The organism is Nonomuraea sp. NPDC004702 (assembly GCF_053601695.1).
This window is the reverse complement of the sequence record NZ_JBSGCE010000094.1, coordinates 1-25331: the sequence shown is the minus strand read 5'-3', so window position 1 is coordinate 25331 and position 25331 is coordinate 1. Positions and strand designations below refer to the sequence as shown.

The window sequence follows — 25331 nt, the reverse complement described above, 5'->3', positions numbered from 1 at the left end:
AACGAGGGAGTACCCATGGGTCCACTGCTCTACGAGACGAGGGTGGAGACGCTGGAGGCGCTCGCGGACACCATCGTGCCCGGCCCCAAGCGCGGTCCGGACGACCGGGCGGTGGCGGGCATGAGCCCGACGGGCGGCGCGGTCGCGGCCGGCGCCGTCGAGCTGCTGGAATGGGACGCCACCGGCGTCACCGAGGGCCTGGACGACTACGCCCGCTCGCTGAACGAGCACGCCCGCGCGCACGCCGACCAGCACGGCATCGTGCTGGAGGAGGGCGTGCCGGCGTTCGTGGCCCTGCCGTTCGAGGAGCGCGGCGCGCTGGTGCGCACGCTGACCGCGCCCGGCCACCCGGAGAAGGCGCTGTGGGTGCTGCTGGTGCTGTTCTGCTACATGGCCTACGACTCCGCCGCCCACCTGCACACCGCCGACGCCATCAGGGCCGGGCATCCCGGCCTGACCGCCATGGGCATCGCCCCGCCGGACGCGGACGGGCTCTGGCGCTTCCCCGCCTACTCCTACGGCCGTCCCCTCGCCGACCTCCACCCGGACACGACAGCTTCAGGGAGCCCCGCATGAACGGCGTCGAACGCACCGACGTGCTGGTGATCGGCAGCGGCTTCGGGGGCGCGATCCCCGCCTACCACCTGGCCGCCGGCGGCGCCGACGTGGTCATGCTGGAGCGCGGCCCGTGGCTGGAGTCGGCCGACTACGAGCACGACTTCAAGCTGGGCTCGTCCTACACCCGCATCTTCGACTTCACCGTCGGCGACGGCATGAGCGTGCTGGGCGGCAACTGCGTGGGCGGCGGCAGCGTGGTCTACTTCGCGGCCATGCCGCGCGCGCCGCGCTTCGTCTTCGAGCGCCGCGGCAGCATCAGGCGCCGCATGTGGCCGGCCGCGATCAGCCGCGACACCCTCGACCCCTGGTACGACCGGGTCGCCGAGTCGATCTCCATCACCCAGCAGGGCTGGGAGGACGTCTCCTACTCCGGCGGCCTGTGGGCGGCGGCCTGCCGGCACGCGGGCCGCACCGCCAACCCCGTGCCCGCGGCCGTGGACACCGGGGCCTGCGTCAACTGCAACTGGATGATGGCCGGCTGCCGGTTCGACGCCAAGCAGTCGCTGCTGGTCAACTACCTGCCGGCGGCGCTCGCCCACGGCGCGCGGATCCGGCCGCTGCACGAGGTGCAGAGCATCGAGCGCACGCCCGACGGCTCCTACCGGGTGCACTACAAGATCGTCCATGGCGAGGACTACCGTCTGACCGAGGGCGAGGGGACGATCGAGGCCAAGGTGGTGGTCCTCGCCGCCGGCGCCGCCGCCACGCCGGTCATTCTGCAGCGCAGCGAGGCCGCGCTCGGCGCGATGCCGCACGCCGTGGGCCGCTACTTCTCCGGCAACGGCGAACGGCTCAACACCGCCGTGCTGAACGAGGACCGCGTGCGCGAGGTGCTGGGCCTGGAGCGCGGCGACGGCCTGGCGTACGCGGCCAACCAGATCGGCAAGGGCCCGACGGTGGCCAACTGGGACCGGCTGGACGGCTCGCTGCCCGAGTACACCCGCTACTCGCTGGAGCAGCTCTACTTCCCCCCCGGCCTGGGCACCATCCTCGCGCTGGCCGGCGGCACCGACCCGGCGTGGTTCGGGCTGCGCAAGAAGGAGATGCTGGAACGCTGGCGGTCCTGGCTGATCATCTTCCAGATGATCGAGGACGACAACGAGGGCGTCTTCGGGCCGCCGCCCGTTCGCGGCAACGCCGACCGGGTGTCCCAGCAGATGCTGGGCGTCGGCCGGCTGTCGTACAAGCCGACCGCGAACACCTCGGCCGCCTGGGCGATGGCCGACGCCGAGTGCAAGGAGATCCTGGAGCGCGACGGGCTGGCCACGGTGACGCCGTGGACGAACGACCTGGTCGGCGCGTACACGGTGCATCCGCTGGCCTCGTGCCGGATCGGCGACGACCCGTACACCTCGGCGCTGGACGACGGGCACGAACTGCGCGGGCACCCGGGGATCTTCGTCACGGACGGCTCGGCCGTGCCGGGCGCGCTGACCGTCAACCCGGCGATGACCATCTCCGCGCTGGCCGAGCGGGCCGTGCCGGGGATCGTCAGGGCCGCGCGGGAGCGGGGCGTGCAGGTCTCCTACGGCGCGCCCGCCCCGGACGGCTCCACCGCCGGCCGCCGGGCCACCGCGTCGCTGGCCGCCGCCGCGCTGCGCGGTTAGGGCGCCGGCGATGGGACGGCTGCTCAGCCGGATGACGGCGCCCGGCGCGCTCGCCCAGGTGCGGCACGTCCGCCCGGTGCGGCCGGGCGCCGCCCGCGGCCTGGTGGCCCGGGTGTACGAGCAGGTCGAGCGGGACTTCGGCATGCTCGCGCCGCCGGTGGCCCTGCACTCCCCCGCGCCGCGCGCCCTGGCCGCGTGCTGGCTGGTCCTGCGCGAGTCGCTGCTGGCCGCCGGGGCGGCCGGGCGGGTGGCCGGGGAGCTGGTGGCGAGGGAGGTCTCGGCCGGCAACGCCTGCCCGTACTGCGTGGACGTGCACGGCGCGACCCTGCGCGCGCTGACCCCCGCCGATCCCGGGCTGCGGCCGCTGGCCGCCTGGGCCAGGGCGAGCGCCGTCCCCGGGGCCGGCGGCCCGCCGGTGACGGGGGCGGCGGCCGTGGAGCTCGTGGCGGTCGCGGTGACCTTCCAGTACCTCAACCGCATGGTCAACGTGTTCCTCGGCGACTCGCCGCTGCCGCCGGAGCTGCCGGGCGCGGCACGCGGGCCCGCGCTGCGGGTGTTCGGCGCGCTCATGCGGCCCGCCGCGCGGCGGCCCGCGACCCCCGGCGGCTCGCTGGGCCTGCTGCCCGGCGCGCCGCTGCCGGACGACCTGGCCTGGGCGGGCGGCGTCCCGCGGCTCGGGAAGGCGTTCGCCAGGGCCGCGGCGGCGATCGAGGAGGGCGGCGCGCGGCGGCTGCCCGTCCAGGTCCGCGAGCTGGTCGCCGAGCGGGTGTCCGGCTGGGACGGCGTCCCGCCCGGCCCTGGCAGCGGCTGGGCCGGGCAGGCCGCCGCCGCGCTGCCGCCCGCGCAACGTCCGGCCGCCCGGCTGGCGCTGCTGACCGCGCTGGCCTCCCACCAGGTGGACGCGCGCACGGTCGGCGAGTTCCGGGCCGCGACGACCGGCTCGGCCGCGCTCGCCGACGCCGCGCTCACCGACGCCGCGCTCGTCGAGGCGGCCTCCTGGGCTGCCATGACCGCCGCCCGCCGGACCGGCGTCTGGTCCGGGCTGCCCGCCACCCCGCTTCCGACCGCATCGACAGCCGACTGAAAGGAACGAGGACGTGACCGAGCTAGAGGTAGTGCTCGACGACCTGGCGGCCGACGGCGACCAGCTCGACGCGCTGGTGTCGGGCCTGGACGCCCAGCAGTGGAAGCTGCCCACCCCCGCGCCGGGCTGGACGATCGCCGACCAGATCGCCCACCTGGCCTTCATCTTCCGCCTGGCCACCGCCGCCGCCACCGACGCGGAGGCGTTCGCGGCCATGACGGCCGGCGCGGAGAAGAACTTCGACGGCGCGGTGAACGCCGCGCTCAAGGCGTTCGAGAACGACTCGCCGGACACGCTGCTGGCCAAGTGGCGGGCCGGACGGTCGGAGGTGCACGCCGGTCTGGCCGCCGTGCCCGCGGGCGAGGTCGTGCCGTGGCTGGTCAACCCGCTGCCGCCGATCGTGCTGGCGTGCGCGGGCATCATGGAGACCTTCGCCCACGGGCAGGACGTCGCCGACGCGCTGGGCGTGCGGCTGGAGCGCACGGACCGGCTGCGGCACCTGGTCGTCTTCGCGGTGCTCACCCGGGACTTCGGCTACCTGTCGCGCGGGCTGACCCCGCCGGCCGAGGAGTTCCGCTTCGAGATCACCGGCCCCTCCGGCGAGGTGTGGGCCTACGGCCCCGAGGACGCGACCCAGCGGGTCTCGGGCCCGGCCGAGGACTTCTGTCTGCTGGTGACCAGGCGGCGGCACCGCGCCGACGTGGCGGTCACCGCGACCGGCGCCGAGGCCGACCGCTGGCTGGACATCGCGCAGGCCTACCGCGGACCGGCGGGCGCCGGCCGGCGTCCCGGCCAGTTCGCCCGCGCCGGCGTCTGACCACCGGCGTCCGACAGGCGGCGTCCGACAGGCGGCGTCCGAGAAGCGGCGTCTGACAGGCCGCCTCTGACAAGCGGCGTCTGAGAAGCCTTCCCGAACCGCGGGCGCGCCCGTCCGGAACTCCCCCAGTCCCGGGCGCGCCCGCTTCTCACGTCCCGACCTCCAGCGCGCGGCGGTCCACCTTGCCCGAGGCCGTCTGCGGCAGGCGCTCCACGAACGTGATCCGCCGGGGGAACTTCTGGGCCGCCAGCCGGGCCCGGACGAACGCCTTCAGCTCGGCCGCCTCGACCGCCGCCGAGGTCACCACGTACGCGTGCGGCCGGGTGAGGCCGCGCAGCTGATACCCGACCACCGCGCACTCGACCACGGCCGGGTGCTCGCGCAGGCAGTTCTCGATCTCGGCCGGCGCGACCCAGGACCCGCCCACCTTCAGCAGGTCGTCGGCCCGTCCCCGGTAGCGGAAGTAGCCGTCGGCGTCCCTGGTGACCAGGTCGCCCGAGCGCACGGTCCGCCCGCCCACGAACGTGCTCGCGGTCCGCTCCGGGTCCTGCCAGTACTCCAGCGCGACGGCGTCGCCGGTGACCTCCAGCCGTCCGGTCTCGCCGTCGGGGACCTCCTGCCCCTCGGGGTCCACGACGCGGGCGCGGTAGCCGGGGACGACCTGGCCGAGCGTGCCGGGCCGGACCCGTCCCGGGCGGTTGGACAGGAAGATGTGGTACGCCTCGGAGGAGCCGAGCCCGTCCACCACCTCCACGCCGAAGGTGTCGCTCCAGCGGCGGTGCAGCTCCGGCGGCAGCGCCTCGCCCGCCGACGTGCACAGCCGCAGGCAGCTCAGGTCCTGCCGGCCGGCGTCGGGGTGGGCGAGCATGGCGCTCATCATCGTGGGCACGTTCACCAGGACCGTGGGCCGGTGCTCGGCGATCAGCTCGAAGATCGTCTCGACCCGGCTGCGCTCGGGGAAGATCACGCCGGCCGCGCCGACGCCGAAGGGGAACAGGGCGGTCAGGTCGCGGGCGTAGCCGAAGAACAGTTTGGGCACGGGCAGCACCACGTCGTCCGGGTGCAGGTCCAGCACGCCGCGGGCGTAGGAGTCGAAGCTGACGTGCGGGCTCCTGGCGGGCAGCACGCAGGCGCGCGGCGCGCCGGTGCTGCCGGTGGTGAACTTCCACAGCGCCACGTCCCCGGCGGCGACCGGCACCGGGTCCAGCCGCGCCTCCTGCGCGCCGACCAGGGTGTCGAAGTGGTGCTCGCCGGGGCGCAGCAGGTGGCGCGGCACGCCGGTGACGAGCAGGCCGGTCAGCCCCGCCGCGCGCAGGCTCTCCAACGCCGACGGCCCCGCCACCACCAGGCGCGGACGGGCGTAGCCGGCGAAGTAGCGGTAGTCCTTGGGCCGCAGGAACGTGTAGACCTCGGCGGTGACCGCGCCGATCTTCTGGGCGCCGTACCAGGTGGCGACCGACTCCACGCTGTCGTCGGCGGCGATGAGCACCCGGTCGCCGCGGCGTACGCCGAGCTCGCGCAGCGCGTTGCCGGCGCGGTCGGCCAGGGCGCGCAGCGTCGCGTAGTCGACGCGGCCCTGCCGGGTGACGAGCGCGGTCCTGGCGCCGTCGGCGCGGTCGAGGAATCGTGCGGCGATGTTGAAAGAGTCCATGACATGCCTTCTCGCTGCTCTGCTCGCGGGCTGGTTCCGCCTTCCACGGTGCCGGGCGCGGGCCGTCCGCAGGGGGTCGGGAGGCGTCAGCAAGCTGGCGGTCGTGGCAGCTTGCTGACGGGTTTCTCCCGGATTGCGGGATGGCCGCCGCGGCGTTGACGGGCCCGCCGGGCCGCGCGTGTACTGGGGATGCGGCGGCCGCGACGGCCGTCGCGCTGCGGAGGAGAAGCGATGGCATCCACGCCCGCGGGCTCGTGGCCGGTGACGGAGACGACCGGTGAGGCGCCCGGTGACACGACCGGTGACATGACCGGTGACATGACCGGTGACATGACCGGTGAGACGGCGATCGGGACGGCCGCGCCGATGGCCGCGCCGATGGCCGACTGCCTCGGCGGCGCCGTCCATCTGGCCTGTGCCGAATCCCCGCAGGACGAGCTCGCCGTCATCGTCGCCGGGTTCGCCGGCTACGAGGCCCAGAGCCGGGCGCGGGCCCTGGCCCGGCTCGCCGCCCTGCGCCGCCTGCGCCGCCTGCCCGGCGACGGCCCCCGGCCCGCGTGGACGGGTACGGAGCTGCGCCTGTCGGACTTCGTCGCCGACCCGCCCGCGAGCCTGCGGCGGCACGTGCCCGGCACCGGCCTGCTCAGCGGGCGGCGCTACCGGCTGCCCGTCGAGGTGGTGTGGACGGGCGGGCACGAATGCCTGGTCGAGCCGGCCACGAGCGGCGTGGTGGACAGCGGCGTGCCGGAGGCGATCGCCGAGGTGGTCGCCCACGACGTGGTGGCGCGCTGGTGGGCCGAGCCGCGCGAGCCGCTGCTGCGGGTCTCCGGCTCGCTGGACCGCCTGCTGCCGCCCGGCGTGACGGCCGCGGCCTCGGGGCTGGGGCTGCGGATGTCGGCGTTCGTGTTGTCGGTGCCCGATCTCCGGGTCGCCCTGGTGACCGTCGGCGGCGAGGGCGCGACGCTGGCCGCGGCGGCCGGCCGTACCGTGAAGTCGGCCGTGTGCGAGGCGTTCCTGCGCGCGATGGCGGCCAGGGCGCAGCCGTGGAGCACGCTGGAGCTGCCCGACTGCCTGCGGCGGTTCGCGGTGTGGCAGCGGGAGGGCGACTACGCCGCCCATCTGGAGCGCCTGGCCGTCGACGCCGATCCGCGGCTGGTGGACGAGGTGAGCGGGCTGCGTCCGTCCGGCTGGCCGGAGATCGCCGCGCGCCGGTTCGGGCACGAGCCGGTCGCCGTGCGGGCCGGTGGCGAGGTCGTCAAGGTGTTGTGCCCGGGGGCCGCGTGCTACCGGGCCGCCTCCGGGGCCACCGTGCTGCCCTGTCCCGTGCCCTGACCTCAGCGGACACCGCAACCTGCGAGGAGCGCCGGCCGTCCGGATTCCGATAATGGAAGTGCAAGCTCCGGCCGCCGAACCCCCGGGAGGTGGGGCGTGGATCTGTCCGTCATTGGAGTCACCCCCGAAGCGGAGGCGGTCTACCGCTATTTCCTGCGCCATCGGGGCGAGAGCGTGGGCTCGGTGCCCGAGGCCCTGGACCTCGATCCCGAGACGGTGGAGTCGGCGGTGGAGACGCTCGACCGGCTCGCCATGCTCGACCTGAACGACCGCCACCGGGTCACCGCGACCGAGCCGCGGATCGCCATCGAGCGCCTGGTCGAGCAGCGCCTGGAGGAGCTGAACGCGGAGATCCGCCGGGTGTTCGGCGCCCGCGACGCCATCTCCAGTTTCCTGGAGGACAAGCGGGAGGGCGACCGCTCCAACGCGGTGCTGGACATCGAGCGGGTGGAGAGCGGCGCGCGGGTCCGCCAGCGCCTGGACGACCTGGCCTTCTTCTCCTACAAGGAGACGCTCTGCCTGCACCCGGGCGGGCCGTTCAACGAGGTGATGATCGAGTCGGCGCTGCCGCTCGACACGCGCTCGCTGCGGCGCGGCCTGGCCCTGCGCGAGATCTTCCACCCCAAGGCGCTGGAGGACCAGCGCATGGTGTCGTACCTGCGCGAGCTGGCGCACCTGGGCGCCGAGATCCGCGTCACCGACCAGCCGATGGACCGCATGCTCATGTACGACCGCAGCGTGGCCGTCGTCCCGATCGATCCCAAGGCGCACTCCACGGGCGCGCTGCTGGTCCGCGAGCCGGGCCTGATCTCCCAGCTCGTCATCTACTTCGAGGGCCTGTGGAAGGCGGCCGTGCCGCTGGCCGACCACCTCGACCCGCCCGGCGAGGAGCCGACGCTGTCGAAGATGGAGCAGCGGGTGCTGGCGGTCATGGCCACGGCCGACAAGGACGAGATCGCCGCCAGGGAGCTGGACATCTCGGTGCGCACCTACCGCCGTTACGTCGCCGACCTGATGGCCAGGCTCGGCGCGGTCAACCGTTTCCAGGCCGCGCTGCGCGCCAAGGAGGAGAACTGGATCTGACGCGTTTCTTCCGTCGTTTCTCGCCGGACGGCATGACGAACCCCCGCGACCCGGTCGCGGGGGTTCTCTCGTGTTCGGACTTTGTCTATGGGCAGACCTCCTCGGGGAAATTCACGGTCAATTCCTTTCCGGTGTCGGGGCTTTTTACGGCCAGGTGTTGCCCTGCGGGGAGGGCAGCGGGGTGGGCAGCGGCCAGGTGTTGCCGTCAGTGCCGGCCGGCGCGGGCCAGGTGTTGCCGTCCGCCTGCAGCACCACCGTGTCGGCGGCAGCGGCGGCCTGCGCGGCGGTGGCGCCGACGGCCCAGAGGAGCATTCCGGAGACAATCGCGATAATCCACTGGGAAATCCTCTTGGCAACAATGCTGTTCGTCATTTCACTGCCTCTTTCTCGGCGGTTCGTGTCGCTGTTCCCTTGCACTTCCAACTTTGCGCCGCGGCGGGGGCGCGAACCAGGCTTCGGCGAGGCAGCAAGCTGCATCAGCGTTTCCGCTTCCTGCCACGTCCGGCGCGGTCAAGCACTGCAGGAGGTGACAGGAAACGGCCATCGCTCCTTAACTGGACGTACCGGAAGAGTCCGAGGAGGAAACGATGACCATCTCCCCCGAGGTCCTCCAGGAAGCCCCGCCGTCGGCCATGGACCGTCTGCGCGAGGAGCTCGCCGGCGCGCGCGAGGACATCGCGCGCGGCCGCCCGCAGGCCGTGGAGCGGCAGCACGCGCTGGGCAAGCGCACCGCGCGCGAACGGCTCGACCTGCTGCTGGACGAGGGCTCGTTCCTGGAGATCGAGATGTTCCGGCGGCACCGGGCCCAGGGGCTCGGCATGGAGGCCCAGCGGCCGCACACCGACGGGGTCGTGGCCGGATCGGGAACCATCGACGGCCGCCGCGTCTTCGTCTACGCGCAGGACTTCACCGTCTTCGGCGGCTCGCTCGGCGAGGCGCACGCCCAGAAGATCCACAAGGTGATGGACCTGGCGCTGTCCAGCGGGTCGCCGTTCATCGGGCTCAACGACAGCGGCGGGGCCCGCATCCAGGAGGGCGTGCTGTCGCTCAACGGCTACGGCGGCATCTTCCAGCGCAACGTGCAGGCGTCGGGGGTGATCCCGCAGATCGCCGTCGTGCTCGGCCCGTGCGCGGGCGGGGCGGCGTACTCGACGGCGCTGGCCGACTTCACGTTCATGGTGCGCGACACCGCCCAGCTCTACCTGACCGGCCCGGACGTGGTCGAGGCGGTCACCGGCGAGCGCATCACGCACGCCGAGCTGGGCGGCGCGCAGGTGCACGCCAGCCGGTCCGGGCTGGCCACGTTCGTGCACGACGACGAGGAGAGCTGCCTGGCCGCCGTGCGCGACCTGGTCTCGATGTTGCCGAGCAACAACATGAGCCGCCCGCCGGCGCTGCCCGCGCGGGCCGCGGCCGGCGACGCCCGGCCCCGGCTGGCCGAGATCGTGCCGGTGGAGCCGACCAAGCCGTACGACATGCGGCTGGTGATCGCCGAGGTGGTGGACGACGGCGACTTCCTCGAACTGCATCAGAGCTGGGCGCCCAACGTGATCTGCGCGCTGGCCCGGATCGACGGCCAGGTGGTCGGCGTGGTGGGCAACCAGCCGACCGTGCTGGCCGGCGTGCTGGACGTGTCGGCCGCGGAGAAGGCGGCCAGGTTCGTCAGGTTCTGCGACGCCTTCTCCATCCCCCTGGTCACGCTCGTGGACGTGCCCGGCTTCCTGCCCGGCAAGGAGCAGGAGCACGCGGGCGTCATCCGGCACGGCGCCAAGCTGCTGTACGCCTACTGCGAGGCGACCGTGCCGCGCGTCCAGGTCATCGTCAGGAAGGCCTACGGCGGGGCGTACATCGTGATGGACTCCCGGTCGATCGGCACCGACCTGTCACTGGCCTGGCCGACCAACGAGATCGCGGTGATGGGCGCCGAGGGGGCGGTCAACATCATCCACCGCAAGGAGCTGGCCGCCGCGGCCGACCCCGCCGCCCGGCGGGCGGAGCTGCTGGAGCAGTACACCCGCGAGCTGGTCCATCCGGCGTACACGGCCGAGCGCGGCCTGGTCGACGCCGTGATCGACCCGGTGGAGACGAGGTCGGCGGTGGCGCGCGGGCTGGCCATGCTGCGCGACAAGCGCAAGCACGTGGCGCCGCGCAAACACGGCAACCTTCCCCTGTAGGGCTTCCCGTCAGTTCCCCTGGTCGGCGCAGGGGACGGCCGCGGCCGTCCGGGCGCGCTGTCCGGGGAGCCTGAGCGCGGCCAGGACGCCCGTCAGCATGACGGCGCCCAGGACGAGGACCGCCGCGCGCATCCCCTGGGCGGAGGCGTCGCGCAGGGCCTGCCCGGCCAGCCCTTCGATGCCCTGGTTGGCGACGGCCACCAGGACCGCCAGGCCCGCCGCGGTGCCCACCTGCAGCGCGGTCGAGGCCACCCCGGAGGCCAGGCCCTGTTCGTCCGCCGGGACGCCGGTGCCGGCCGCGATCCACATGGCCTCGTACGTGATGCCCATGCCCAGGCCGATGACGACGACCCCCGGCAGGACGGTGAGGAGGGACCCGTCCCCCTGCAAGCCGGGGGCCAGGAGCACGGCGCCCGCGGCGTTGACCAGGATGCCGGCGATCAGCGTGCCGCGGGTGCCGAGCCGGTGGACCAGCCGCTCGCTGAGGAAGTTCCCGGCCGTGATCGACAGGGTCGGGGCGAGGAAGGCCAGGCCGGTCTCCAGGGCGTCGAAGCCGAGGACGTCCTGGAGGTACAGGGTCAGGAAGTACGGCACGGCCTGCATCGTCAGGCCGAACAGGAGGATGACCACGACCGCGCCGCTGAGCGCGCGGTTGCGGAACAGCCGCAGCGGCATCAGCGGCGTCCGGCCGCGGGCCTGGAGGCGCAGGAACACCGCCACCAGCACCACCGCGAGCACGGCCGCCGCGACCACCTCGGCCCGCGCCCAGCCCGCCTCCGAGCCGTGCGCGACCGCGAAGATCAGCAGCGTGATGCCGGCGGTGCCGGTCAGCGTCCCGGGCACGTCCACGCTGCCCCGGGTGGCGCGGCCGTCGGGGGGCAGCAGGGCGAAGGCGGCGGCGACGCCCACGGCGGTCAGCGGCACGTTGACGTAGAACACGGCCTGCCAGCCCAGGGCCTGGGTGAGCACCCCGCCGGCCAGCGCGCCCGCCGTGAGCCCGCCGGCGCCCGCCATGGCCCAGACGGTCAGCGCGCGGTTGCGCTCCCTGCCCTCGGCGAAGGCGGTGTTGACCAGGGCCAGCACCGCGGGGAACAGCACCGCGCCGGCCAGGCCCTGGACGGCGCGCGCGGCGAGCAGCACCCCCGGCGCCGTGGCCAGGCCGCCCAGCACGGAGGCCACGCCGTACAGCGCCATGCCGAGCACGAACATCCGCCGGCGTCCGGCCAGGTCGGACAGGCGTCCGCCGAACAGCAGGAAGCCTCCGTACAGGACGGCGTACGCGGTGACCACCCATTGCAGGGTGTGCGCGGTGAAGCCGACGTCGGACGCGATGTCCGGCAGGGCCACGTAGATGATGGTGAAGTCGAGACTGATGATCAGATGCCCCAGCGCGAGCAGCGCGAGGCTCCATCCCGGCCGCCGGATGCGGTCCGGGGAGCGGGTGATGGACATGGATGTGCCTTTCGTCCGTACGGGGTCCGGTGGCCTGTCATGGCTGCACCGGAACCGGCGGACATTTGTTGGCACACCCCCTGAGGGCACTGGGGTGGGCGGCGCCCGGGCTCGGGCCGTCCGGTCCGGTCATCGCCCCTCCCCAGGTGTTCCGCGTCGTCTCCGGGACGACTATGCCGTCCGCCGCGGCCCGCGGGATCGGCCGTCCGGTCACCGTGAGCCGGGACCTTGGACCTAGGACCAGGGCCGGGCGGGCCCGGTGACAGCATGCGGCGGCGGCCTGCAGCTTCCTGACGTCCCCATCCCTGGATCGCGCCCTTCCCGGATCCCACAGTGGAGGTACGAGAGACAGACCTCCGGCAGACGAGATGGAGATGAGACCCCATGTTCGCCCCTTCACGCCGCACGGCGACGAGGAAGCCATGCTGATCCAGGTGACGATGCGCCAGGTGCGCGGGATGCCGATCCTCGGCTCCCCGATCGACGGGATCCGCATCATGGCGCTCCTGCCGGGCCACTGGCACAAGGACCTCACCCAGGCCGGCGGGGACATCGTCATCCGGATGCGCGTGGACGAGCCCCTGACCAGCGCGCAGGTGCGCGCCGAGGTGACGCAGACCCTCGCCAACCCCGAGGTGGACCGGTGGGAGCTGGTGGCCTGCCGCGTCCTGTCCCACAGCAGCACAGCCGCAAGGGAGGAAGACCAGTGATCGCATCTGTGGTGGCGCCAGGAGAGTGCCAGGTCTGGTGGGCCGGCCCGCGCGACCATCCGGAGGGGACCCTGCTGTCGGTGCTCAGCGAGCCCGAGCTCGAACGGGCGGCGCGGTTCCGCCGCGAGCCCGACCGCAGGCGCTTCCTGACCGGCTCCTGGCTGCTGCGCACCGCGAGCGCCGTGCAGCTCGGCGTCCGTCCCGAGGACGTCGTGGTGGAGCGGTCGTGCCCCGACTGCACCCGGTACCACGGCAAGCCGCAGGTCCGGGCGCCCGGCTTCCCGCTGCACGTGTCGGTCTCGCACTCCGAGGACCGGGTCGCGGTGGCCGTGACGACCGAGGGGCCGCTCGGGGTGGACGTGGAGGCCGTGCCCGCCGACCCGGTGGACGACCTGGCCCGCTGCGCGCTCACCGAGGCCGAGCTGGCCGTCCTGGAGGCGTTCCCCCAGGAGGACAGGTACGAGGCGTTCGCGAAGGTCTGGGTGCGCAAGGAGGCGGCGCTCAAGGCCACCGGGCACGGCCTGCGGGTGCCTCCGACGGAGGTGGCGGTCAGCGGGCCGGCCGACGACCCGGCCCTGCTGAGCTGGCCGCTGGACATCCCGCCGGAGAGCCTGCGGTTCCGCGTCCTGTCGCCGGGCCGCGGCTACGTCGCCGCGGTCGCGGTGATCACCGGCCGCCCGGTCGAGGCGGTGGAGTTCCACCTGCCCGCCGCGCGGGCAGACTTCGCACGGGGCCCCCTGCCGGGGCCGCTGGCCGGCGTCGCGTGACGAGGAGGACGATCCAGATGCGAAGGACCTTCCTCCTCCTGCCGGGCTCCTGGTCGGGCGCGTGGATCTGGGAGCCCGTCGTCCGGCGGCTGCGCCTGCTCGGGCACGACGCCCGCGCCGTCACCCTGCGCGGCCTGTCCGGGCCGGGCGACGACGTCGCCGGCGTCGGCCTCCAGACGCACGTGGACGAGGTGCTGACCCTGCTGAAGAACGAGGGGCTGCGCGACGTCGTGCTCGTCGGGCACAGCTACTCGGGGCTGGTGGCCGGTCAGGTCGCCGACCGGGCGCCGGGCCGCGTCGCCCACACCGTCTACGTCGAGGCGTTCCTGCCGCACGACGGCCGTTCGATGCTGCACGCCTTCCCCGACCGGCAGCGGGAGCAGGAGCTGCGCCTGATCGAGTCGGGCGGGGGCCGCTGGCCCGCCCCCGACCACACCCTGGTGGCCGAGGGACAGGGCCTCACGGCGGCGCAGGCGCGCTGGCTGGCCGCCCGGTTCGTCGGCCACCCCGGCCGGGCCGTGGCCGAGGCCGCCGTGCTCAGCACGCCGCTGGAGCGGCAGCGGGCCAGCTACGTGGTGTGCGACCTGGACCACTTCCAGGGCAGCCTGTCGCCCGACGTGTCCGCGCTGCGCGCGGCGCCGTCCTGGGACTTCCACACCCTGGACACCGGCTGCTGGCCGATGGTCTCAGCGCCCGGCCCGCTCAGCGCTCTGCTGTCCGACGCCGTCGCCGGCCGCCATTGAGCGGCCGGCGGCCTCCGGGCCCGGTGCTAGCCCGGGCCGCGAGGACGCGGGAAGCAGCCGCCGCAGCGAACCGGCGTGCAGGAACCACAGCAGGCCCAGCGCCACGGCCAGGAGCAGGGCGCTGAAGACCCACTCGTTCGACCCGCCCGGCCCGTAGACGCGGCCGCCGGAGCCGATGTCCACCGCGCGGACCGGCTGCCCGGCCCGGTGGGTGTAGCGGTCGCTGCCGTACATCTCGACGCCCGTCCGGCCGGTGGTGCCGTCGTCGGAGCGGAAGTCGCCCGTCCAGACGCAGGACTCGTGCCCCGGATGCGTGATGCACGCCAGCGTGCGCGGCACGAACACCCCGGGCACGCCGTCGGCGCGGGCGGCGCGGACGACCGTGCCGAGGTTCGGCACGGTCAGGAACAGCAGGAAACCCGCCACCAGGCTGAGCGCGAAGGAGAAGGCCGGGGAGACCCCGCGGCGCCCGGAGCGCGCCATCACGCGGGCGACACCGCGCAGGCGCAGCGCATGTCCGCCCGCTCGGCCGGACGGGGGCTGCGGTGCAGGAGCATGGCCACCACCATGGGCACGAAGACCAGCCCGTTGTAGAACAGGTGCAGCTCCATGCGCGGGACGAGGAGCTGGATGATGCTCGTCGGCACCGGACGGCCCGCCAGGTTGTTGCCGGTGAGCGCCTGCAGGAGCAGCAGCAGGTGCTCCAGGTGGTGCCAGACCTGGATGCCCAGGGAGATGTTCCACCACGTACGGGACCTGCCGGTGAAGCCGGAGCGCAGCATCAGCAGGCCGATGAGCATCAGCAGCGCGTAGCCGTAGTGCATCCACTCGGAGCTGACCAGCCAGGGGAAGGGCATGCCGAGGACGCCGCGCGCCTCCTTCAGCGGCCAGCCCAGCACGTAGACCTGGATGGCCTGGGCGACGTGCTCGGCCCAGTGGGCGAGCACGACGACGAGGTAGAGGGTGAGGGCGGGCTTGTGGTAGCGGGTGTTGAGCGCGCTCAACAGGCCGCCGGACGTCGACACCGTGTGGGTGGCCATGCGGGGAACCTCGGCTTCCGGGATCGTCGGTCACGCGTCGTCCCGGCACGGCGAGGTCGCCGGCGAACGGTCTTCGGTCCCCTTCGGTTACGCCTGCTCCGGGAGATCGCGAGTTCAGTGTCCGCTGCGATCCCGCGCCTGACAACTCACAAATTGCGCGGCAGTCCGGCGAGCAGTTGCTTGGTCGTCAGGGTGACGCCGCAGCGGCCGGCGACGTAGCCGAGCGCCTGCCGGTGGTCGGCTGCGGTGAGGTCGGCGACGGCGTCGGCCACCACGTACGGCTGGATGTCGTGGGTGAAGGCGTCGAGCGCGGTGGTCAGGACGCCGATGTGGGCGTAGACACCGGCGATGAGGAGCTGGTCGCGTCCCGACTCGCGCAGCCACCACAGCAGGGTGGTCTCGTGGAAGGCGCTGTAGCGCCGCCGGGTGAAGACCCAGTCGCCCGGTCCCGGCGCCATCGGCTCGGGGAAGCCGCGCCGGGCGGGCTCCAGCCGGTCGCTGCGCCGCCAGAAGTCCTTGGCCAGCCCCTGCTGCTCGCCGGTCAGCAGGCCCGGCTGGGCCGCGTAGGCGACGGGCACGCCGAGGCGCGCGCACAGCTCGCGCAGCGCCGTCACGTTGCGCACCAGGTCGGTGAGCGGCGCCTCGCCGGGCGGGAAGAGGTCGAGGCAGGCGTGCTGCAGGTCGACCAGCAGCAGGACGGCCCGGCGCGGGTCGGGCGTCCAGGTGACCGCGGCGGGCGGCAGCTCGGCGGCGTCCGGCATCGGGTAGGGCTCGATCTCTGAAACGACCGGCACGGCGACCTCCGAATTTCTCGCAGCTTTTTGAGGCTGTTTCCATGATGTGCCGCCACGGCGTCCCTCGAAATGCGGAACGGCGGCAGGAAGCTGACTTCCCGCCGCCGTTTCCAGCCATTTTCTTTTTTCCGGAGTGTGTACCGGGCCCATGGTCAGAGCCCGGCCGCCGCCCGCAGTTCCTCCGTCCGGTTCACCCGCTCCCAGGTGAACTCGTCGCGGCCGAAATGCCCGTAGGCGGAGGTGCCCGCGTAGATGGGACGCAGCAGGTCCAGGTCCCGGATGATCGCGGCCGGGCGCAGGTCGAACACCTCGCGCACGGCGTCGTGGACGCGCTCCCTGGGCACCCGTTCGGTGCCGAAGCACTCCACGAACAGGCCCACCGGCCGCGCCTTGCCGATCGCGTACGCCACCTGGACCTCGCAGCGCCCGGCCAGCCCCGCGGCCACCACGTTCTTGGCCACCCAGCGCATGGCGTAGGCGCCCGACCGGTCCACCTTGGAGGGGTCCTTGCCGGAGAACGCGCCGCCGCCGTGCCGGGCCATGCCGCCGTACGTGTCGATGATGATCTTGCGTCCGGTCAGGCCCGCGTCGCCCATCGGGCCGCCGACCTCGAACCGGCCCGTCGGGTTGACCAGCAGCCGGTGGCCCGTGGTGTCGATCCCCGCCTCGGCCAGCACCGGCTCGACGACCTCGCGCGTGACGTCGGGGGTCAGCATGTCGGCCAGGTCGACGTGCGCGGCGTGCTGGGTGGACAGCACGACGGTGTCCAGGCGGACCGGCCGGTCGCCCTCGTACTCGACGGTGACCTGCGTCTTGCCGTCCGGCCGCAGGTACGGCACCGTCCCGGACCTGCGGACCGCCGCCAGCCGCCGGGCCAGCCGGTGGGCCAGCATGATCGGCAACGGCATCAGCTCGGGCGTCTCCTCGCACGCGTAGCCGAACATCAGGCCCTGGTCGCCGGCGCCCTGCCGGTCCAGCTCGTCGGCGGCGGCCGCGCCGCGGTGCTCGTAGGCGTCGTCCACGCCGCGGGCGATGTCGGGCGACTGGGTGCCGATCGACACCGACACGCCGCAGGAGGCGCCGTCGAAGCCCTTCTGGGAGGCGTCGTAGCCGATCTGCAGGATCGTCTCCCTGACCAGGCCGGGGATGTCCACGTACGTCTGCGTGGTGACCTCGCCCGCGACGTGCACCATGCCCGTGGTGATCAGCGTCTCGACCGCGACCCGGCTGCCGGGGTCCTTGGCCAGCAGGGCGTCCAGGATGCCGTCGCTGATCCGGTCGGCGATCTTGTCGGGGTGGCCTTCGGTGACCGATTCTGAGGTGAACAAACGACGTGACACCGGGGCCTCCTAGTAGGGCAGCCGGCGCCCGGCGGGCGTGCGCAGGTCGAGTGCGGTCACGGGGGTACGCGGTTTCTTCGGCCTCGGCACGCGAATCACTTTGGGCATGGAATTGCTCCACATCTCGGCGGCGGGAAAACTCGAATTTCCCGGACACAGATCATCCAAGATTTCGCGTCGAGCATTCTTCTCCGATGACCTGCGCGACGGAGGTTCGCTTCCGAGAATAACCACGGCCCGGCGTGGCGGGTTCTTTCCCTGTGCGGCGTCGGGACCGGTCGGGCAATCCAGGAGATGCCCCGGACGCGCCGGGAGGCCACGATGCTCCTGATGCCCGGACGGCTCTTCCCGCTCGGGCGGATCACCTACGCCGGGTCCCGGCCGCACCGGCGACGAAAGGCTGATCATGAACGGAATCGGCGCGGAGATCGGGATCATCGGCGGGAGCGGGTTCTCCTCGGTCGCCGACGGAGCCCGGGAGGTCGCGCTCACCACCCCGTACGGCGAGCCGTCGGCGCCGCTCTCGCTGATCCGGGTGCGCGGCCGCACGGTCGCCTTCCTGCCCCGGCACGGGCGCGACCACCGCCGGCCGCCGCACCGGATCAACTACCGGGCCAACCTGTGGGCGCTGCACTCGGTGGGCGTGCGCCAGATCATCGCGCCGTGCGCGGTCGGCTCGCTCCGGCCCGAGCTGGGGCCGGGCGTGATGGTGGTGCCCGACCAGCTCGTGGACCGGACCTGCGGACGCGTCCGGACGTACTTCGACGACGCGGCGGTGCACGTGCCGTTCGCCGACCCGTACTGCCCGGTGGGCCGCGAGACGGTGCTCGACGCCGCGGCGGCGACCGGCCAGGACTGCGTGGACGGCGGGACGACGGTGGTGGTCGAGGGCCCGCGCCTGGCCAGCCGGGCCGAGGCGCAGTGGTACGCCGCGCAGGGGTGGTCGCTGCTCGACATGACGGCCTGCCCTGAGGCGGCGCTCGCCCGCGAGCTGGCCCTGTGCTACGTGCCGGTCGCGCTGGTGACGGACCTGGACGCCGGGCTCGGCGTGGGCTCCGGCGCGCGGCGCGACGAGCTGTTCACGATCTTCCACGAGGGGCTGGACCGGCTGCGGGCGCTGGTGCTGGCGACCGTGGCCCGGCTGCCGCGCACCCGTACGTGCGGCTGCGCGCGTGCCCTGGAGGACGCCGCCCTCCCCGCCGACGCCGACCACCTCGGCCCGCTCCCCGCCTGAATCCTTCTTAAGCACGCGGAAACCCGGGCCCCCGCGGGAACCCGGGTGAGATCGCGGGGGCTACACCGCCATCGGCACGTGCGCGTCCAGGGCGACGCGTTCGACCAGCGCCTCCAGGTTCGGGTCCGCGTCGAAGACGTCGCCGACGTCGATGGCGATGCCCAGCTCCTCCTTGATCCGCCCGACCAGCCGCGCCGCGGCCGCGAACTCCCCTTCCAGGTCGGAGAACGTCGCCGCCTCCAGCCCCTCGGGCACGTCGAGCACCTCGTTCCAGATGTCGCCGACCTTCTCGCGAAGCTCGGCGAGGCTGAGTCCGCCGGTCATGGGCCGTCCCTCCTCAAGGTCTGCTGGTGATTGTCGCAACGGCGCCGCGGCGGCTACATCTCCGAGGATGCCCTGGCCCTGACCTGGCCGAGCAGCGCGTCGAGCGTCCCGTCGCACAGCAGGACGGCCGGTTCGACGGCCACCCCGAGCCGGTCCTCGATCCGGGCGGCCATCCGCAGCGCGGCGAGCGCCGTGCCGCCGAGCTCGCCGAAGGTGGCGCCGGCCTCGTCCGGGCCGACGCCGAGCACGGTGTTCCAGATGTCGGTGACGTGCCTGTCGACGTCCGCCGGGTCCACGTCGCGCGTCCTCCCGTGAGGCTCTCCTTGGGGGGACCATAAGCCGCGGGGGCGGCGGGCGCTTGTCCTCACGTGCGCACTCGGGGCCGTTCGCCCGTGCGGGCCCGTCGGTCGCGCGGCGGGGTCAGGACGCCGCCCGTTCCGCCTCCCGCGTGCGCGACAGCGCCCGGACGATGCGCGCGTGCCCCTCGTTCCCCCTGGCCAGCACCTCGGCCACCGGGCCGTCGTCGGCGGCGCGCAGGGCGGCGGCGACGCGGCTCAGGTCGCGGGTCAGCTCGTCCAGCAGGTCGGCCACCGGGGCCGCGTTGTGCGCCAGGATGTCCCGCCACATGCCCGCGGGGCTGCCGGCCACCCGCGTCACGTCCCGCAACGCCCCGGCGGCCAGCGACAACCCGCCCGCATCCCGGTCCACCTCCCAGCCCGTCTCCGTCTCCGCGCCCGTCTCCGCGCCCGTCCCCTCGCCCGTCCCCCCGCCCGGGGGCGGTTCGGCGTGCCCGTCCTGGGCGCCGGTCGCGAACCGGGCGGCGAGCGCGGCCGACAGGACCAGCGGCAGGTGCGACACCGCCGCGGCGGCCCGGTCGTGGGCGTCCGGCGCGAGCAGCCGCACCTCGGCCCCGCACGCGGTCGCCAGCGCCGCCACCGTGCGCAGCGCGCGCGGCGACAGCGCCGGGTGGGGGCACAACGCCCACGTCCTGCCCTCGAACAGGCCCGCCCGCGCGGCCCCCGGCCCCGACACCTCCCGCCCGGCCATCGGATGGCCGGGCACGTAGCAGGACAGGTCGCAACCGCCGCGCTCGACCTCGGCGAGGATCCGCGTCTTGGCGCTGGCCACGTCCGTGTAGACCATCCCCAGCCCGCGGGCCTGCGCCTCCCGCAGGACGGCGGCCACCGACGAGGGCGGCGTGGCGATCACGACGACGTCGGCCGGGCCGGCCCCGGCCCGCAGCGCGGTGCCCGCGCCCATCCGCGCGGCCTGCGCCAGCGCCCACGGATCGTGGTCGGCCAGCTCGACCCGGACGCCCGCCCGCCGCAGCGCGCACGCCACGGACGTGCCGATCAACCCACAGCCGATCACCACGACACGGCGGATTGGGGACATGGCCGAACCTCGCTTCCCTCGGACGTCACTCCCCCATGGTCGCGGCGCGAGGCGCCCGGCGGCGGTACGCGGCCCGTCTTCTTGCTGCCGCCCCGCGGCACGTTCCTGCCAGCGCAACCCCAGGTCAACCCCCTGGACGCGCTCCTACGATCACGACATGTCCTACCAAGACCTGCTGTCCCGACCGGTACGCCCGCCCGACCGCGTGCTCCGCTACGGCGACCGCCACCCCGACCAGGTGATCGACGTCTACGACGGCGCCGGCCGCCCGCCCCTCGTCCTGCTGCACGGCGGCTACTGGATGGCCGAGTACGACCGGCGGCACGCCCGTCCCATGGCCGTCGCCCTGGCCGCGCTCGGTCACACGGTGTGGCTGCCCGAGTACCGCAGGGTGGGCCAGGAGGGCGGCGGCCACCCGGGCACGTTCGACGACGTGGCCGCCGCGCTCGACCTCGTGGGAGCGCAGTGCCCGTCCGGGGTGCTGCTGGTGGGCCACTCGGCGGGCGGTCACCTCGCGCTCTGGTCGGCGCTGCGGCACCGGCTGCCGCCCGGCTCCCGCTGGCACGCCGAACCGGCGGTCCGCGGCGTGGTGGGGCTGGCCGCCGTCGGCGACCTGGGCGAGGCGTTCACGGCGGGGCTCGGCGGCGGCGCGGCCCGCGCCCTGCTCCACGACCGCGCCGACCTGCTGGACGAGGTGGACCCGGCGCGCCTGCTGCCCTACGACCGGGGCCCGCTGGTGCTGGTGCACGGGGTCAGGGACCGCGTGCTGCCGGTGTCGATGAGCCGCCGGACGGCGGCGGCCGAGCCGTCGGCGGTGCTGATCGAGCCGTCGGACGCCGGCCACTTCAGCCTGATCGACCCCTTGTCGAGCACCTGGCCCCTGATCACCGCCGCCATAGAGGCCGCGGCGGGCCACACCGCGATTCGGGCGTGAGCACGCCGACGCCCCAGGCGAGCAGGGCGGTCAGCACAGTCAGGACGGTTTGGACATGAGCGCCCCGACCACCCGGGCGAGCAGGGCGGTCAGGACGGTTCGGGCATGAGCGCGCCGACCACCCGGGCGAGCAGGGCGGCCCATTCCTCGTCGCCGACGGCGTGCAGGTCGGGCGTGACCAGGGCGCTGCCCATGGACAGCAGCAGGCAGAAGTGGGCCAGCGCGGCGGGCGACAGCGCCGGGTCCAGCTCGCCCCGGTCCTGGGCGAGGCGGGCCAGCGCGGCCATCGACCCGGCGCGCTCGCCGACGTAGTCGCGCATGGGCCGGGCGACGTCCTCGTCCCGGCGGGCCGCGACGAGCGCCTCGACGATGAGGTAGCCGCGGGCGTCGCGCCGCTGCGGCAGCCAGCGTCCGATCTCCAGCAGCAGGTCGGGGACGGGCCGGTCGGGGTCGGCGGCGAACAGGTCGGCCAGCCCCCGCCGCCCGTGCGCGCGCAGCGCCGCCACCAGCAGCTCGGCCTTGGAGCCGAAGTGCGCGTACAGCGCGCCGTTGCTCACCCCGGCGGCGGCGGCGATGTCGGCGACGCGGGTGCCGTCGTAGCCGCGTTCGGCGAACGCCTCCGCGGCGGCGCGCAACAACCGTTCACGAGTCTCGGCGGCGGTGACGCCGGCGATTCGGCCCATGGCAGCATTAAACAGCCCGCCCACCCGGGACGTGACCATCGACCGGATCCCCCGCCCGCGCCGGTCAGTCGTCGAGCGCCTGGTAGAGCGTGGTCCAGAAGTCGTTGATGAGCCGCATCGAGTCCGGGGTGGACATCCCGACCTGGGTGAGCAGGATCCCGGTGAGCCGTCTGGCCGGGTCGGCGTAGGCGGTGGTGCCGGTCCCGCCGTCCCAGCCGAACTGGCCTACGGAGGCGTAGTCGCCGCGGCGGGTGCGCACCGCCATCCCGAAGCCCCAGCCGCCCTGGAGCCCCTGGCCGGCGGACACATGGACGATGTTCCCGTACATGGCGTCCCGGGCGGCCTGTTGCGCCGGGGTGAGGCGGTTGGTGGTCATCAGCTCGACCGCGGGCCTGGACAGGATGCGTTCGCCGTCGTGGACGCCGTGGTTCAGCAGCATCCGGAAGTAGGCGTGGTAGTCGTCCACGGTGGAGACCAGCCCGCCGCCGGCGCCCTGGAACGCCGGGGGCCGGGCGGTTCTGCCGCCCTCCGCCTCGTCCCACACCAGGAACTCCCCGGTCGCCGGGTCGGGCCCGTACAGGGGCGGCAGCCGGTCGATCTTCGCGGCGGGCACGTGGAAGGCGGTGTCCTTCATCCCCAGCGGGTCCAGGACGCGTTCGCGCAGGAACGCCTCCAGGGACCGGCCGGCGACCCTGGCGACGAGCACGCCGACCACCTCGTTGCTGAGGTCGTACTGCCACCGCTCCCCCGGCTGGTACGACAGCGGCAGCTCGCCGAGGCGGCGCATCCACTCGTCCGGGGCCGGCGCCGGCCCGGACATCACGCTGTAGTCGGTCCGCTCGAAGGTGGCGGCCCTGATCGGGGAGTCCAGCAGCGTGAAATCCATGCCGAGGCCGAACGTGGAGGTCAGCAGGTCCCGTACGGTGATCGGCCGGAGTGCCGGCACGGTGTCCTCCAGCGGGCCGTCGGGACGCCGCAGCACCCGCCGGTCGGCCAGTTCGGGCAGCCACGGATCGACCGGGTCGTCCAGCCGCAGCCGGCACTCGTCCAGCAGGACCATCGCCGCCGCCATCGTGACCGGCTTGGACGTGGACGCCATCCGGAAGATCGTGTCCCGGCTCATCGGCGCGCCGCCGTCGTGGCGCATGGTCCCGATCGCCTCGACGTGCGTCTCCTCGCCCCGGCTGACCAGGGCGACCAGCCCGGGGATCCGCTTGGACTCCACGTGCCGGGCCAGCACCTCGCGCAGCCGGCGCAGCCCTGCTCCGGAGAAGCCGTTGTCGTTCTCGACCGTCATGATCCCTCTTTCGGTGGTGGTCGTCGTCCGCCACGGCTCGAAGGCGGTGACGGACGGGCCACCGGCGCCTTCGAGGTGGCCGTGCGACGAGCCTGAACCCTGACCCAAGGTCAAGGTCAACCCCGCCATGGCCGTGCGCGCTACTCTCGGCCCTGTGAATGCCCGCACCCCGTACCCGGGCGCGCCGCTCGCCGACCGGCGACCGGCGCGCGTCCGCCTGCCGTCCGCCGCCGCGCCGAGCCGATGACGGACGGGCTCACGATCGGTCAGACGGCGGCCTTCACCGGCGTCACCGTCAAGACCGTGCGGCACTACCATCGGCTCGGCCTGGTCGCCGAGCCCGAACGTGACAGTTCCGGCTACCGGCGTTACCGGTCGGCCGACCTGGTCCGGCTGGTCCAGGTCCGGACCCTCGCCGCGGCCGGCGTGCCGCTGGCCGAGATCGGCGACCTGCTCGACGCCGATCCCGAGCCGTTCGCCGCCGCCCTGGACGACGTCCGCCGCCGGCTGACCGAACGGATCGAGGACCTGACCGCGCGCCGCGACACGCTGCACCGCCTGGCCCACGGCGACCGGGTCCTGCTGCCCGACCGGGCCTGCGCCGTCCTGGACCGGCTGGCCGCCCTCGGCTTCGACCCCGGCTACGTGTCCACCCAGCGGGAGGCCATGGTCCTGACCAGGGCGCTGATGCCGGCGATCTTCGACAGTCTCCTGACCCGGCTCGAACACTCACTGGACGACCCCGAGCACGTCGAGCTGGTCAAACGCGCCCTGGAGGCGCGGGCCTGGGACCCGGACGACCCGCGCATCGAGGAGCTGGCCGCCGCCCTGGCCGCCAAGCTGCTGGCCGGCCCGGGGCCGCGGGCGATGCCGGCCGGGTTCTGGAACCGGTCCGACGCCGCCGCCCGCTACGGGCTGGTCAACCACCACGGCGAGGACCGGGAACCGTCCCTCGCCCGGCTGAGCGCCCTGGTCGAGGCGGAGCTGCGAGCGTCCGGCATCGACCTCCCCCGCGGGTGACGGCCCCGGAGGGGCCGGTGTCTCTTCGCTACCCCAGGAACTCCCGCAGCGAGCGCGGCCGGCGGCCCAGGAGGTCGGTCACCGTCGTGGTCGTGGTCGCCCAGCGCCCGTCCCCGAGCTGCGACATGAGGGTGGCCAGGTCGTGGGCCGCGGGAGCGGGCATGCCGCGTTCCGCCAGGTGCACGGCGGCCTCCTCGACGGGCAGGTCCACGTAACGCACGTCCCGGCCGAGCGCCCGGGTCAGCTCGGCGGCGATCTCGTCATGGGTGGGCGCCACCGGGCCGGTCAGCTCGTAGACCGCGTCGGCCCCGACAGGACGCCTCAGCAGCACGGCAGCGACCGCCCCGATGTCACGAGCGTCGATGTACCCCACCTTGCCCCTGCCGTACGAGCCGACGATCCGCCCCTCCTCGTCGACGTCGCCCGCGAGATTCTGCATGAAACCGACGGGCGCCAGGATCGACCACGGCACTCCGGAAGCCTTGAGGTGCTCGTCCACCTGCCCGTGCAGGCCGAACCCCAGCAGGCTGCCCGGCGTGACCCCGCGTACGGACACGGTCACCACCTGGGCGACCCCCACGGCAGCCGCGTGGTCGATGACCGCCTGGTGGGCGCGCGCGAAGCCCGGCCACAACGCGCTGTTGAGAAAGAGCCTGTCCCCCGGCTCGACCGGGATGCTCGCCGGCCGCTCCAGGTCGCCGACCACGTAGTCGCAGCCCAGCTCCGCCCTCAGTTCCTCACCCTGTTCCGCGCGCCGCACCACGGCCCGCGCCGCGCCGCCCAATTCCTCGATCAGCGCACGCCCGATCGTGCCTGTCGCGCCCGTCACCACGATCATCACGCAACCCCCTGAACGGCATGCCGGCTTCCCGTTCTACACCAAGCGGAAGCTAGTCGTCCACTTAGAGGAGGGACGGTCAGCCGATGCGGAGCGGGAGAGTGCGAGGGCCCCGGACCTGACTGGCGGCCCAGGTGACGGCGTCGGGGTCGGCCAGGGTGAAGGCGGGGATGCGCTGGAGCCAGACGTCGAGGGCGGTGCGCAGTTCCATGCGGGCCAGGTGGGATCCGACGCAGCGGTGGATGCCGAGTCCGAAGGCGGCGTGGCGGTTGACCTCGCGGTCGATGCGGATGTCGGCAGGGTGGTCGAAGTGGGCGGGGTCGCGGTTGGCGGCGGGGAAGGAGAGCAGGACCCAGTCGTCGGCTTTCATGTCGACGCCGTTCCAGTGCATGTC

Annotated in this window: 27 protein-coding genes; 13 read left to right on the top strand and 14 right to left on the bottom strand. The window is 73.9% G+C overall.

Annotated elements, in window-relative coordinates; genetic code table 11:
* Positions 1-15 precede the first annotated feature (15 nt).
* The 4 genes from ACWEJ6_RS49455 to ACWEJ6_RS49440 are packed head-to-tail and all read left to right on the top strand — an operon-like array spanning position 16 to position 4126.
* Complete coding sequence (locus ACWEJ6_RS49455) at positions 16-576, top strand: DUF5987 family protein (protein WP_352330936.1); 561 nt, start codon at positions 16-18, stop codon at positions 574-576.
* On the top strand, positions 573-2225 hold the full coding sequence (locus tag ACWEJ6_RS49450; protein WP_387673790.1) for a GMC family oxidoreductase N-terminal domain-containing protein: 1653 nt from the start codon (positions 573-575) through the stop codon (positions 2223-2225). Before ACWEJ6_RS49455 ends, ACWEJ6_RS49450 begins: the two co-directional genes overlap by 4 nt.
* 10 nt (positions 2226-2235) lie before the next feature.
* On the top strand, positions 2236-3309 hold the full coding sequence (locus tag ACWEJ6_RS49445; protein WP_452432416.1) for a carboxymuconolactone decarboxylase family protein: 1074 nt from the start codon (positions 2236-2238) through the stop codon (positions 3307-3309).
* Between the two features lie 13 nt (positions 3310-3322).
* The gene (locus ACWEJ6_RS49440) at positions 3323-4126 is read left to right on the top strand and encodes a TIGR03084 family metal-binding protein (protein WP_352354815.1); all 804 of its coding nucleotides are present in this window, start codon (positions 3323-3325) and stop codon (positions 4124-4126) included.
* A gap of 148 nt (positions 4127-4274) precedes the next feature.
* Here the strand turns inward: ACWEJ6_RS49440 and ACWEJ6_RS49435 are convergent, their stop codons facing one another.
* Positions 4275-5777, bottom strand: coding sequence for a benzoate-CoA ligase family protein (locus ACWEJ6_RS49435; protein ID WP_452432415.1), 1503 nt, complete (start codon positions 5775-5777; stop codon positions 4275-4277).
* Positions 5778-6008: 231 nt separating this feature from the next.
* On the opposite strand from ACWEJ6_RS49435, the gene ACWEJ6_RS49430 reads away from it, so the two are divergent.
* On the top strand, positions 6009-7109 hold the full coding sequence (locus ACWEJ6_RS49430; RefSeq protein ID WP_452432414.1) for a hypothetical protein: 1101 nt from the start codon (positions 6009-6011) through the stop codon (positions 7107-7109).
* 96 nt (positions 7110-7205) lie between these two features.
* Positions 7206-8192: a helix-turn-helix transcriptional regulator gene (locus ACWEJ6_RS49425; RefSeq protein WP_357982062.1), complete on the top strand. Its 987-nt coding sequence runs from the start codon at positions 7206-7208 to the stop codon at positions 8190-8192.
* Between the two features lie 144 nt (positions 8193-8336).
* Here the strand turns inward: ACWEJ6_RS49425 and ACWEJ6_RS49420 are convergent, their stop codons facing one another.
* Positions 8337-8504, bottom strand: coding sequence for a hypothetical protein (locus ACWEJ6_RS49420; protein WP_387673803.1), 168 nt, complete (start codon positions 8502-8504; stop codon positions 8337-8339).
* 275 nt (positions 8505-8779) lie between these two features.
* Between ACWEJ6_RS49420 and ACWEJ6_RS49415 the strand changes: the two genes are divergently transcribed.
* On the top strand, positions 8780-10366 hold the full coding sequence (locus ACWEJ6_RS49415) for an acyl-CoA carboxylase subunit beta (RefSeq protein WP_358295106.1): 1587 nt from the start codon (positions 8780-8782) through the stop codon (positions 10364-10366).
* A 9-nt stretch (positions 10367-10375) separates the two neighbouring features.
* Here the strand turns inward: ACWEJ6_RS49415 and ACWEJ6_RS49410 are convergent, their stop codons facing one another.
* Entirely contained in the window at positions 10376-11818 is a 1443-nt protein-coding gene (locus tag ACWEJ6_RS49410) for an MFS transporter (RefSeq protein ID WP_452432411.1), read from the bottom strand.
* A gap of 374 nt (positions 11819-12192) precedes the next feature.
* On the opposite strand from ACWEJ6_RS49410, the gene ACWEJ6_RS49405 reads away from it, so the two are divergent.
* From ACWEJ6_RS49405 to ACWEJ6_RS49395, 3 genes are read left to right on the top strand one after another with little or no spacing between them, the layout of a single operon-like run.
* Positions 12193-12528, top strand: coding sequence for a hypothetical protein (locus tag ACWEJ6_RS49405; protein ID WP_357982071.1), 336 nt, complete (start codon positions 12193-12195; stop codon positions 12526-12528).
* On the top strand, positions 12525-13295 hold the full coding sequence (locus tag ACWEJ6_RS49400) for a 4'-phosphopantetheinyl transferase family protein (protein WP_452432410.1): 771 nt from the start codon (positions 12525-12527) through the stop codon (positions 13293-13295). The genes ACWEJ6_RS49405 and ACWEJ6_RS49400 overlap by 4 nt, the downstream gene beginning before the upstream one ends.
* Positions 13296-13312: 17 nt before the next feature.
* Positions 13313-14038: an alpha/beta fold hydrolase gene (locus ACWEJ6_RS49395; RefSeq protein WP_364338559.1), complete on the top strand. Its 726-nt coding sequence runs from the start codon at positions 13313-13315 to the stop codon at positions 14036-14038.
* On the opposite strand, the gene ACWEJ6_RS49390 is transcribed toward ACWEJ6_RS49395, so the two are convergent.
* From ACWEJ6_RS49390 to metK, 4 genes are all read right to left on the bottom strand, one after another.
* Positions 13982-14524, bottom strand: coding sequence for a hypothetical protein (locus tag ACWEJ6_RS49390; RefSeq protein WP_364338560.1), 543 nt, complete (start codon positions 14522-14524; stop codon positions 13982-13984). The two genes, ACWEJ6_RS49395 and ACWEJ6_RS49390, sit on opposite strands and share 57 nt — an antisense overlap.
* The gene (locus ACWEJ6_RS49385) at positions 14521-15078 is read right to left on the bottom strand and encodes a hypothetical protein (RefSeq protein WP_364338561.1); all 558 of its coding nucleotides are present in this window, start codon (positions 15076-15078) and stop codon (positions 14521-14523) included. The genes ACWEJ6_RS49390 and ACWEJ6_RS49385 overlap by 4 nt, the downstream gene beginning before the upstream one ends.
* A gap of 146 nt (positions 15079-15224) precedes the next feature.
* On the bottom strand, positions 15225-15872 hold the full coding sequence (locus ACWEJ6_RS49380; RefSeq protein WP_387673815.1) for an isochorismatase family protein: 648 nt from the start codon (positions 15870-15872) through the stop codon (positions 15225-15227).
* 152 nt (positions 15873-16024) lie between these two features.
* Positions 16025-17212: a methionine adenosyltransferase gene (gene metK, locus ACWEJ6_RS49375; RefSeq protein WP_358295093.1), complete on the bottom strand. Its 1188-nt coding sequence runs from the start codon at positions 17210-17212 to the stop codon at positions 16025-16027.
* Between the two features lie 406 nt (positions 17213-17618).
* On the opposite strand from metK, the gene ACWEJ6_RS49370 reads away from it, so the two are divergent.
* Positions 17619-18446: an S-methyl-5'-thioadenosine phosphorylase gene (locus ACWEJ6_RS49370; RefSeq protein ID WP_452432409.1), complete on the top strand. Its 828-nt coding sequence runs from the start codon at positions 17619-17621 to the stop codon at positions 18444-18446.
* A 60-nt stretch (positions 18447-18506) separates the two neighbouring features.
* Here the strand turns inward: ACWEJ6_RS49370 and ACWEJ6_RS49365 are convergent, their stop codons facing one another.
* From ACWEJ6_RS49365 to ACWEJ6_RS49355, 3 genes are all read right to left on the bottom strand, one after another.
* Positions 18507-18770, bottom strand: coding sequence for an acyl carrier protein (locus tag ACWEJ6_RS49365; protein ID WP_352354843.1), 264 nt, complete (start codon positions 18768-18770; stop codon positions 18507-18509).
* 53 nt (positions 18771-18823) lie between these two features.
* Positions 18824-19066: a phosphopantetheine-binding protein gene (locus ACWEJ6_RS49360; protein ID WP_352354845.1), complete on the bottom strand. Its 243-nt coding sequence runs from the start codon at positions 19064-19066 to the stop codon at positions 18824-18826.
* Positions 19067-19190: 124 nt separating this feature from the next.
* Positions 19191-20165 (bottom strand): prephenate dehydrogenase/arogenate dehydrogenase family protein, encoded by a 975-nt coding sequence (locus ACWEJ6_RS49355; protein ID WP_452432407.1) that lies wholly within the window; start codon positions 20163-20165, stop codon positions 19191-19193.
* Positions 20166-20322: 157 nt separating this feature from the next.
* On the opposite strand from ACWEJ6_RS49355, the gene ACWEJ6_RS49350 reads away from it, so the two are divergent.
* Positions 20323-21099 carry an alpha/beta hydrolase family protein gene (locus ACWEJ6_RS49350; RefSeq protein ID WP_452432406.1) on the top strand — a complete coding sequence of 259 codons (777 nt, stop codon included), beginning with the start codon at positions 20323-20325 and terminating at the stop codon, positions 21097-21099.
* An 89-nt stretch (positions 21100-21188) separates the two neighbouring features.
* On the opposite strand, the gene ACWEJ6_RS49345 is transcribed toward ACWEJ6_RS49350, so the two are convergent.
* Positions 21189-21782 (bottom strand): TetR/AcrR family transcriptional regulator, encoded by a 594-nt coding sequence (locus ACWEJ6_RS49345; RefSeq protein WP_387673830.1) that lies wholly within the window; start codon positions 21780-21782, stop codon positions 21189-21191.
* Between the two features lie 64 nt (positions 21783-21846).
* The gene (locus ACWEJ6_RS49340) at positions 21847-23079 is read right to left on the bottom strand and encodes a serine hydrolase domain-containing protein (RefSeq protein ID WP_452432405.1); all 1233 of its coding nucleotides are present in this window, start codon (positions 23077-23079) and stop codon (positions 21847-21849) included.
* 243 nt (positions 23080-23322) lie between these two features.
* Between ACWEJ6_RS49340 and ACWEJ6_RS49335 the strand changes: the two genes are divergently transcribed.
* A complete protein-coding gene (locus tag ACWEJ6_RS49335) occupies positions 23323-24099 on the top strand; it encodes a MerR family transcriptional regulator (protein WP_452432404.1) in 777 nt (258 codons plus the stop codon).
* A 28-nt stretch (positions 24100-24127) separates the two neighbouring features.
* Here ACWEJ6_RS49335 and ACWEJ6_RS49330 read toward each other — a convergent pair whose 3' ends face one another.
* Entirely contained in the window at positions 24128-24937 is an 810-nt protein-coding gene (locus ACWEJ6_RS49330; protein ID WP_452432403.1) for an NAD(P)H-binding protein, read from the bottom strand.
* 79 nt (positions 24938-25016) lie between these two features.
* Positions 25017-25331: cytochrome P450 (locus ACWEJ6_RS49325; protein ID WP_452432401.1), on the bottom strand; the 315-nt coding region annotated here is incomplete at its 5' end.

Bases quoted from the DNA above. Each gene is read 5' to 3' on its own strand.
- ACWEJ6_RS49385 (WP_364338561.1), bottom strand. From the start codon at position 15,078: ATGGCCACCCACACGGTGTCGACGTCCGGCGGCCTGTTGAGCGCGCTC.
- ACWEJ6_RS49435 (WP_452432415.1), bottom strand. From the start codon at position 5,777: ATGGACTCTTTCAACATCGCCGCACGATTCCTCGACCGCGCCGACGGC.
- ACWEJ6_RS49365 (WP_352354843.1), bottom strand. From the start codon at position 18,770: ATGACCGGCGGACTCAGCCTCGCCGAGCTTCGCGAGAAGGTCGGCGAC.
- ACWEJ6_RS49330 (WP_452432403.1), bottom strand. From the start codon at position 24,937: ATGATCGTGGTGACGGGCGCGACAGGCACGATCGGGCGTGCGCTGATC.
- ACWEJ6_RS49445 (WP_452432416.1), top strand. From the start codon at position 2,236: ATGGGACGGCTGCTCAGCCGGATGACGGCGCCCGGCGCGCTCGCCCAG.
- ACWEJ6_RS49350 (WP_452432406.1), top strand. From the start codon at position 20,323: ATGTCCTACCAAGACCTGCTGTCCCGACCGGTACGCCCGCCCGACCGC.
- ACWEJ6_RS49370 (WP_452432409.1), top strand. From the start codon at position 17,619: ATGAACGGAATCGGCGCGGAGATCGGGATCATCGGCGGGAGCGGGTTC.
- ACWEJ6_RS49355 (WP_452432407.1), bottom strand. From the start codon at position 20,165: ATGTCCCCAATCCGCCGTGTCGTGGTGATCGGCTGTGGGTTGATCGGC.
- ACWEJ6_RS49450 (WP_387673790.1), top strand. From the start codon at position 573: ATGAACGGCGTCGAACGCACCGACGTGCTGGTGATCGGCAGCGGCTTC.
- ACWEJ6_RS49415 (WP_358295106.1), top strand. From the start codon at position 8,780: ATGACCATCTCCCCCGAGGTCCTCCAGGAAGCCCCGCCGTCGGCCATG.
- ACWEJ6_RS49405 (WP_357982071.1), top strand. From the start codon at position 12,193: ATGAGACCCCATGTTCGCCCCTTCACGCCGCACGGCGACGAGGAAGCC.
- ACWEJ6_RS49420 (WP_387673803.1), bottom strand. From the start codon at position 8,504: ATGCTCCTCTGGGCCGTCGGCGCCACCGCCGCGCAGGCCGCCGCTGCC.
- ACWEJ6_RS49340 (WP_452432405.1), bottom strand. From the start codon at position 23,079: ATGACGGTCGAGAACGACAACGGCTTCTCCGGAGCAGGGCTGCGCCGG.
- ACWEJ6_RS49395 (WP_364338559.1), top strand. From the start codon at position 13,313: ATGCGAAGGACCTTCCTCCTCCTGCCGGGCTCCTGGTCGGGCGCGTGG.
- ACWEJ6_RS49430 (WP_452432414.1), top strand. From the start codon at position 6,009: ATGGCATCCACGCCCGCGGGCTCGTGGCCGGTGACGGAGACGACCGGT.
- ACWEJ6_RS49345 (WP_387673830.1), bottom strand. From the start codon at position 21,782: ATGGGCCGAATCGCCGGCGTCACCGCCGCCGAGACTCGTGAACGGTTG.
- ACWEJ6_RS49335 (WP_452432404.1), top strand. From the start codon at position 23,323: ATGACGGACGGGCTCACGATCGGTCAGACGGCGGCCTTCACCGGCGTC.
- ACWEJ6_RS49410 (WP_452432411.1), bottom strand. From the start codon at position 11,818: ATGTCCATCACCCGCTCCCCGGACCGCATCCGGCGGCCGGGATGGAGC.
- ACWEJ6_RS49455 (WP_352330936.1), top strand. From the start codon at position 16: ATGGGTCCACTGCTCTACGAGACGAGGGTGGAGACGCTGGAGGCGCTC.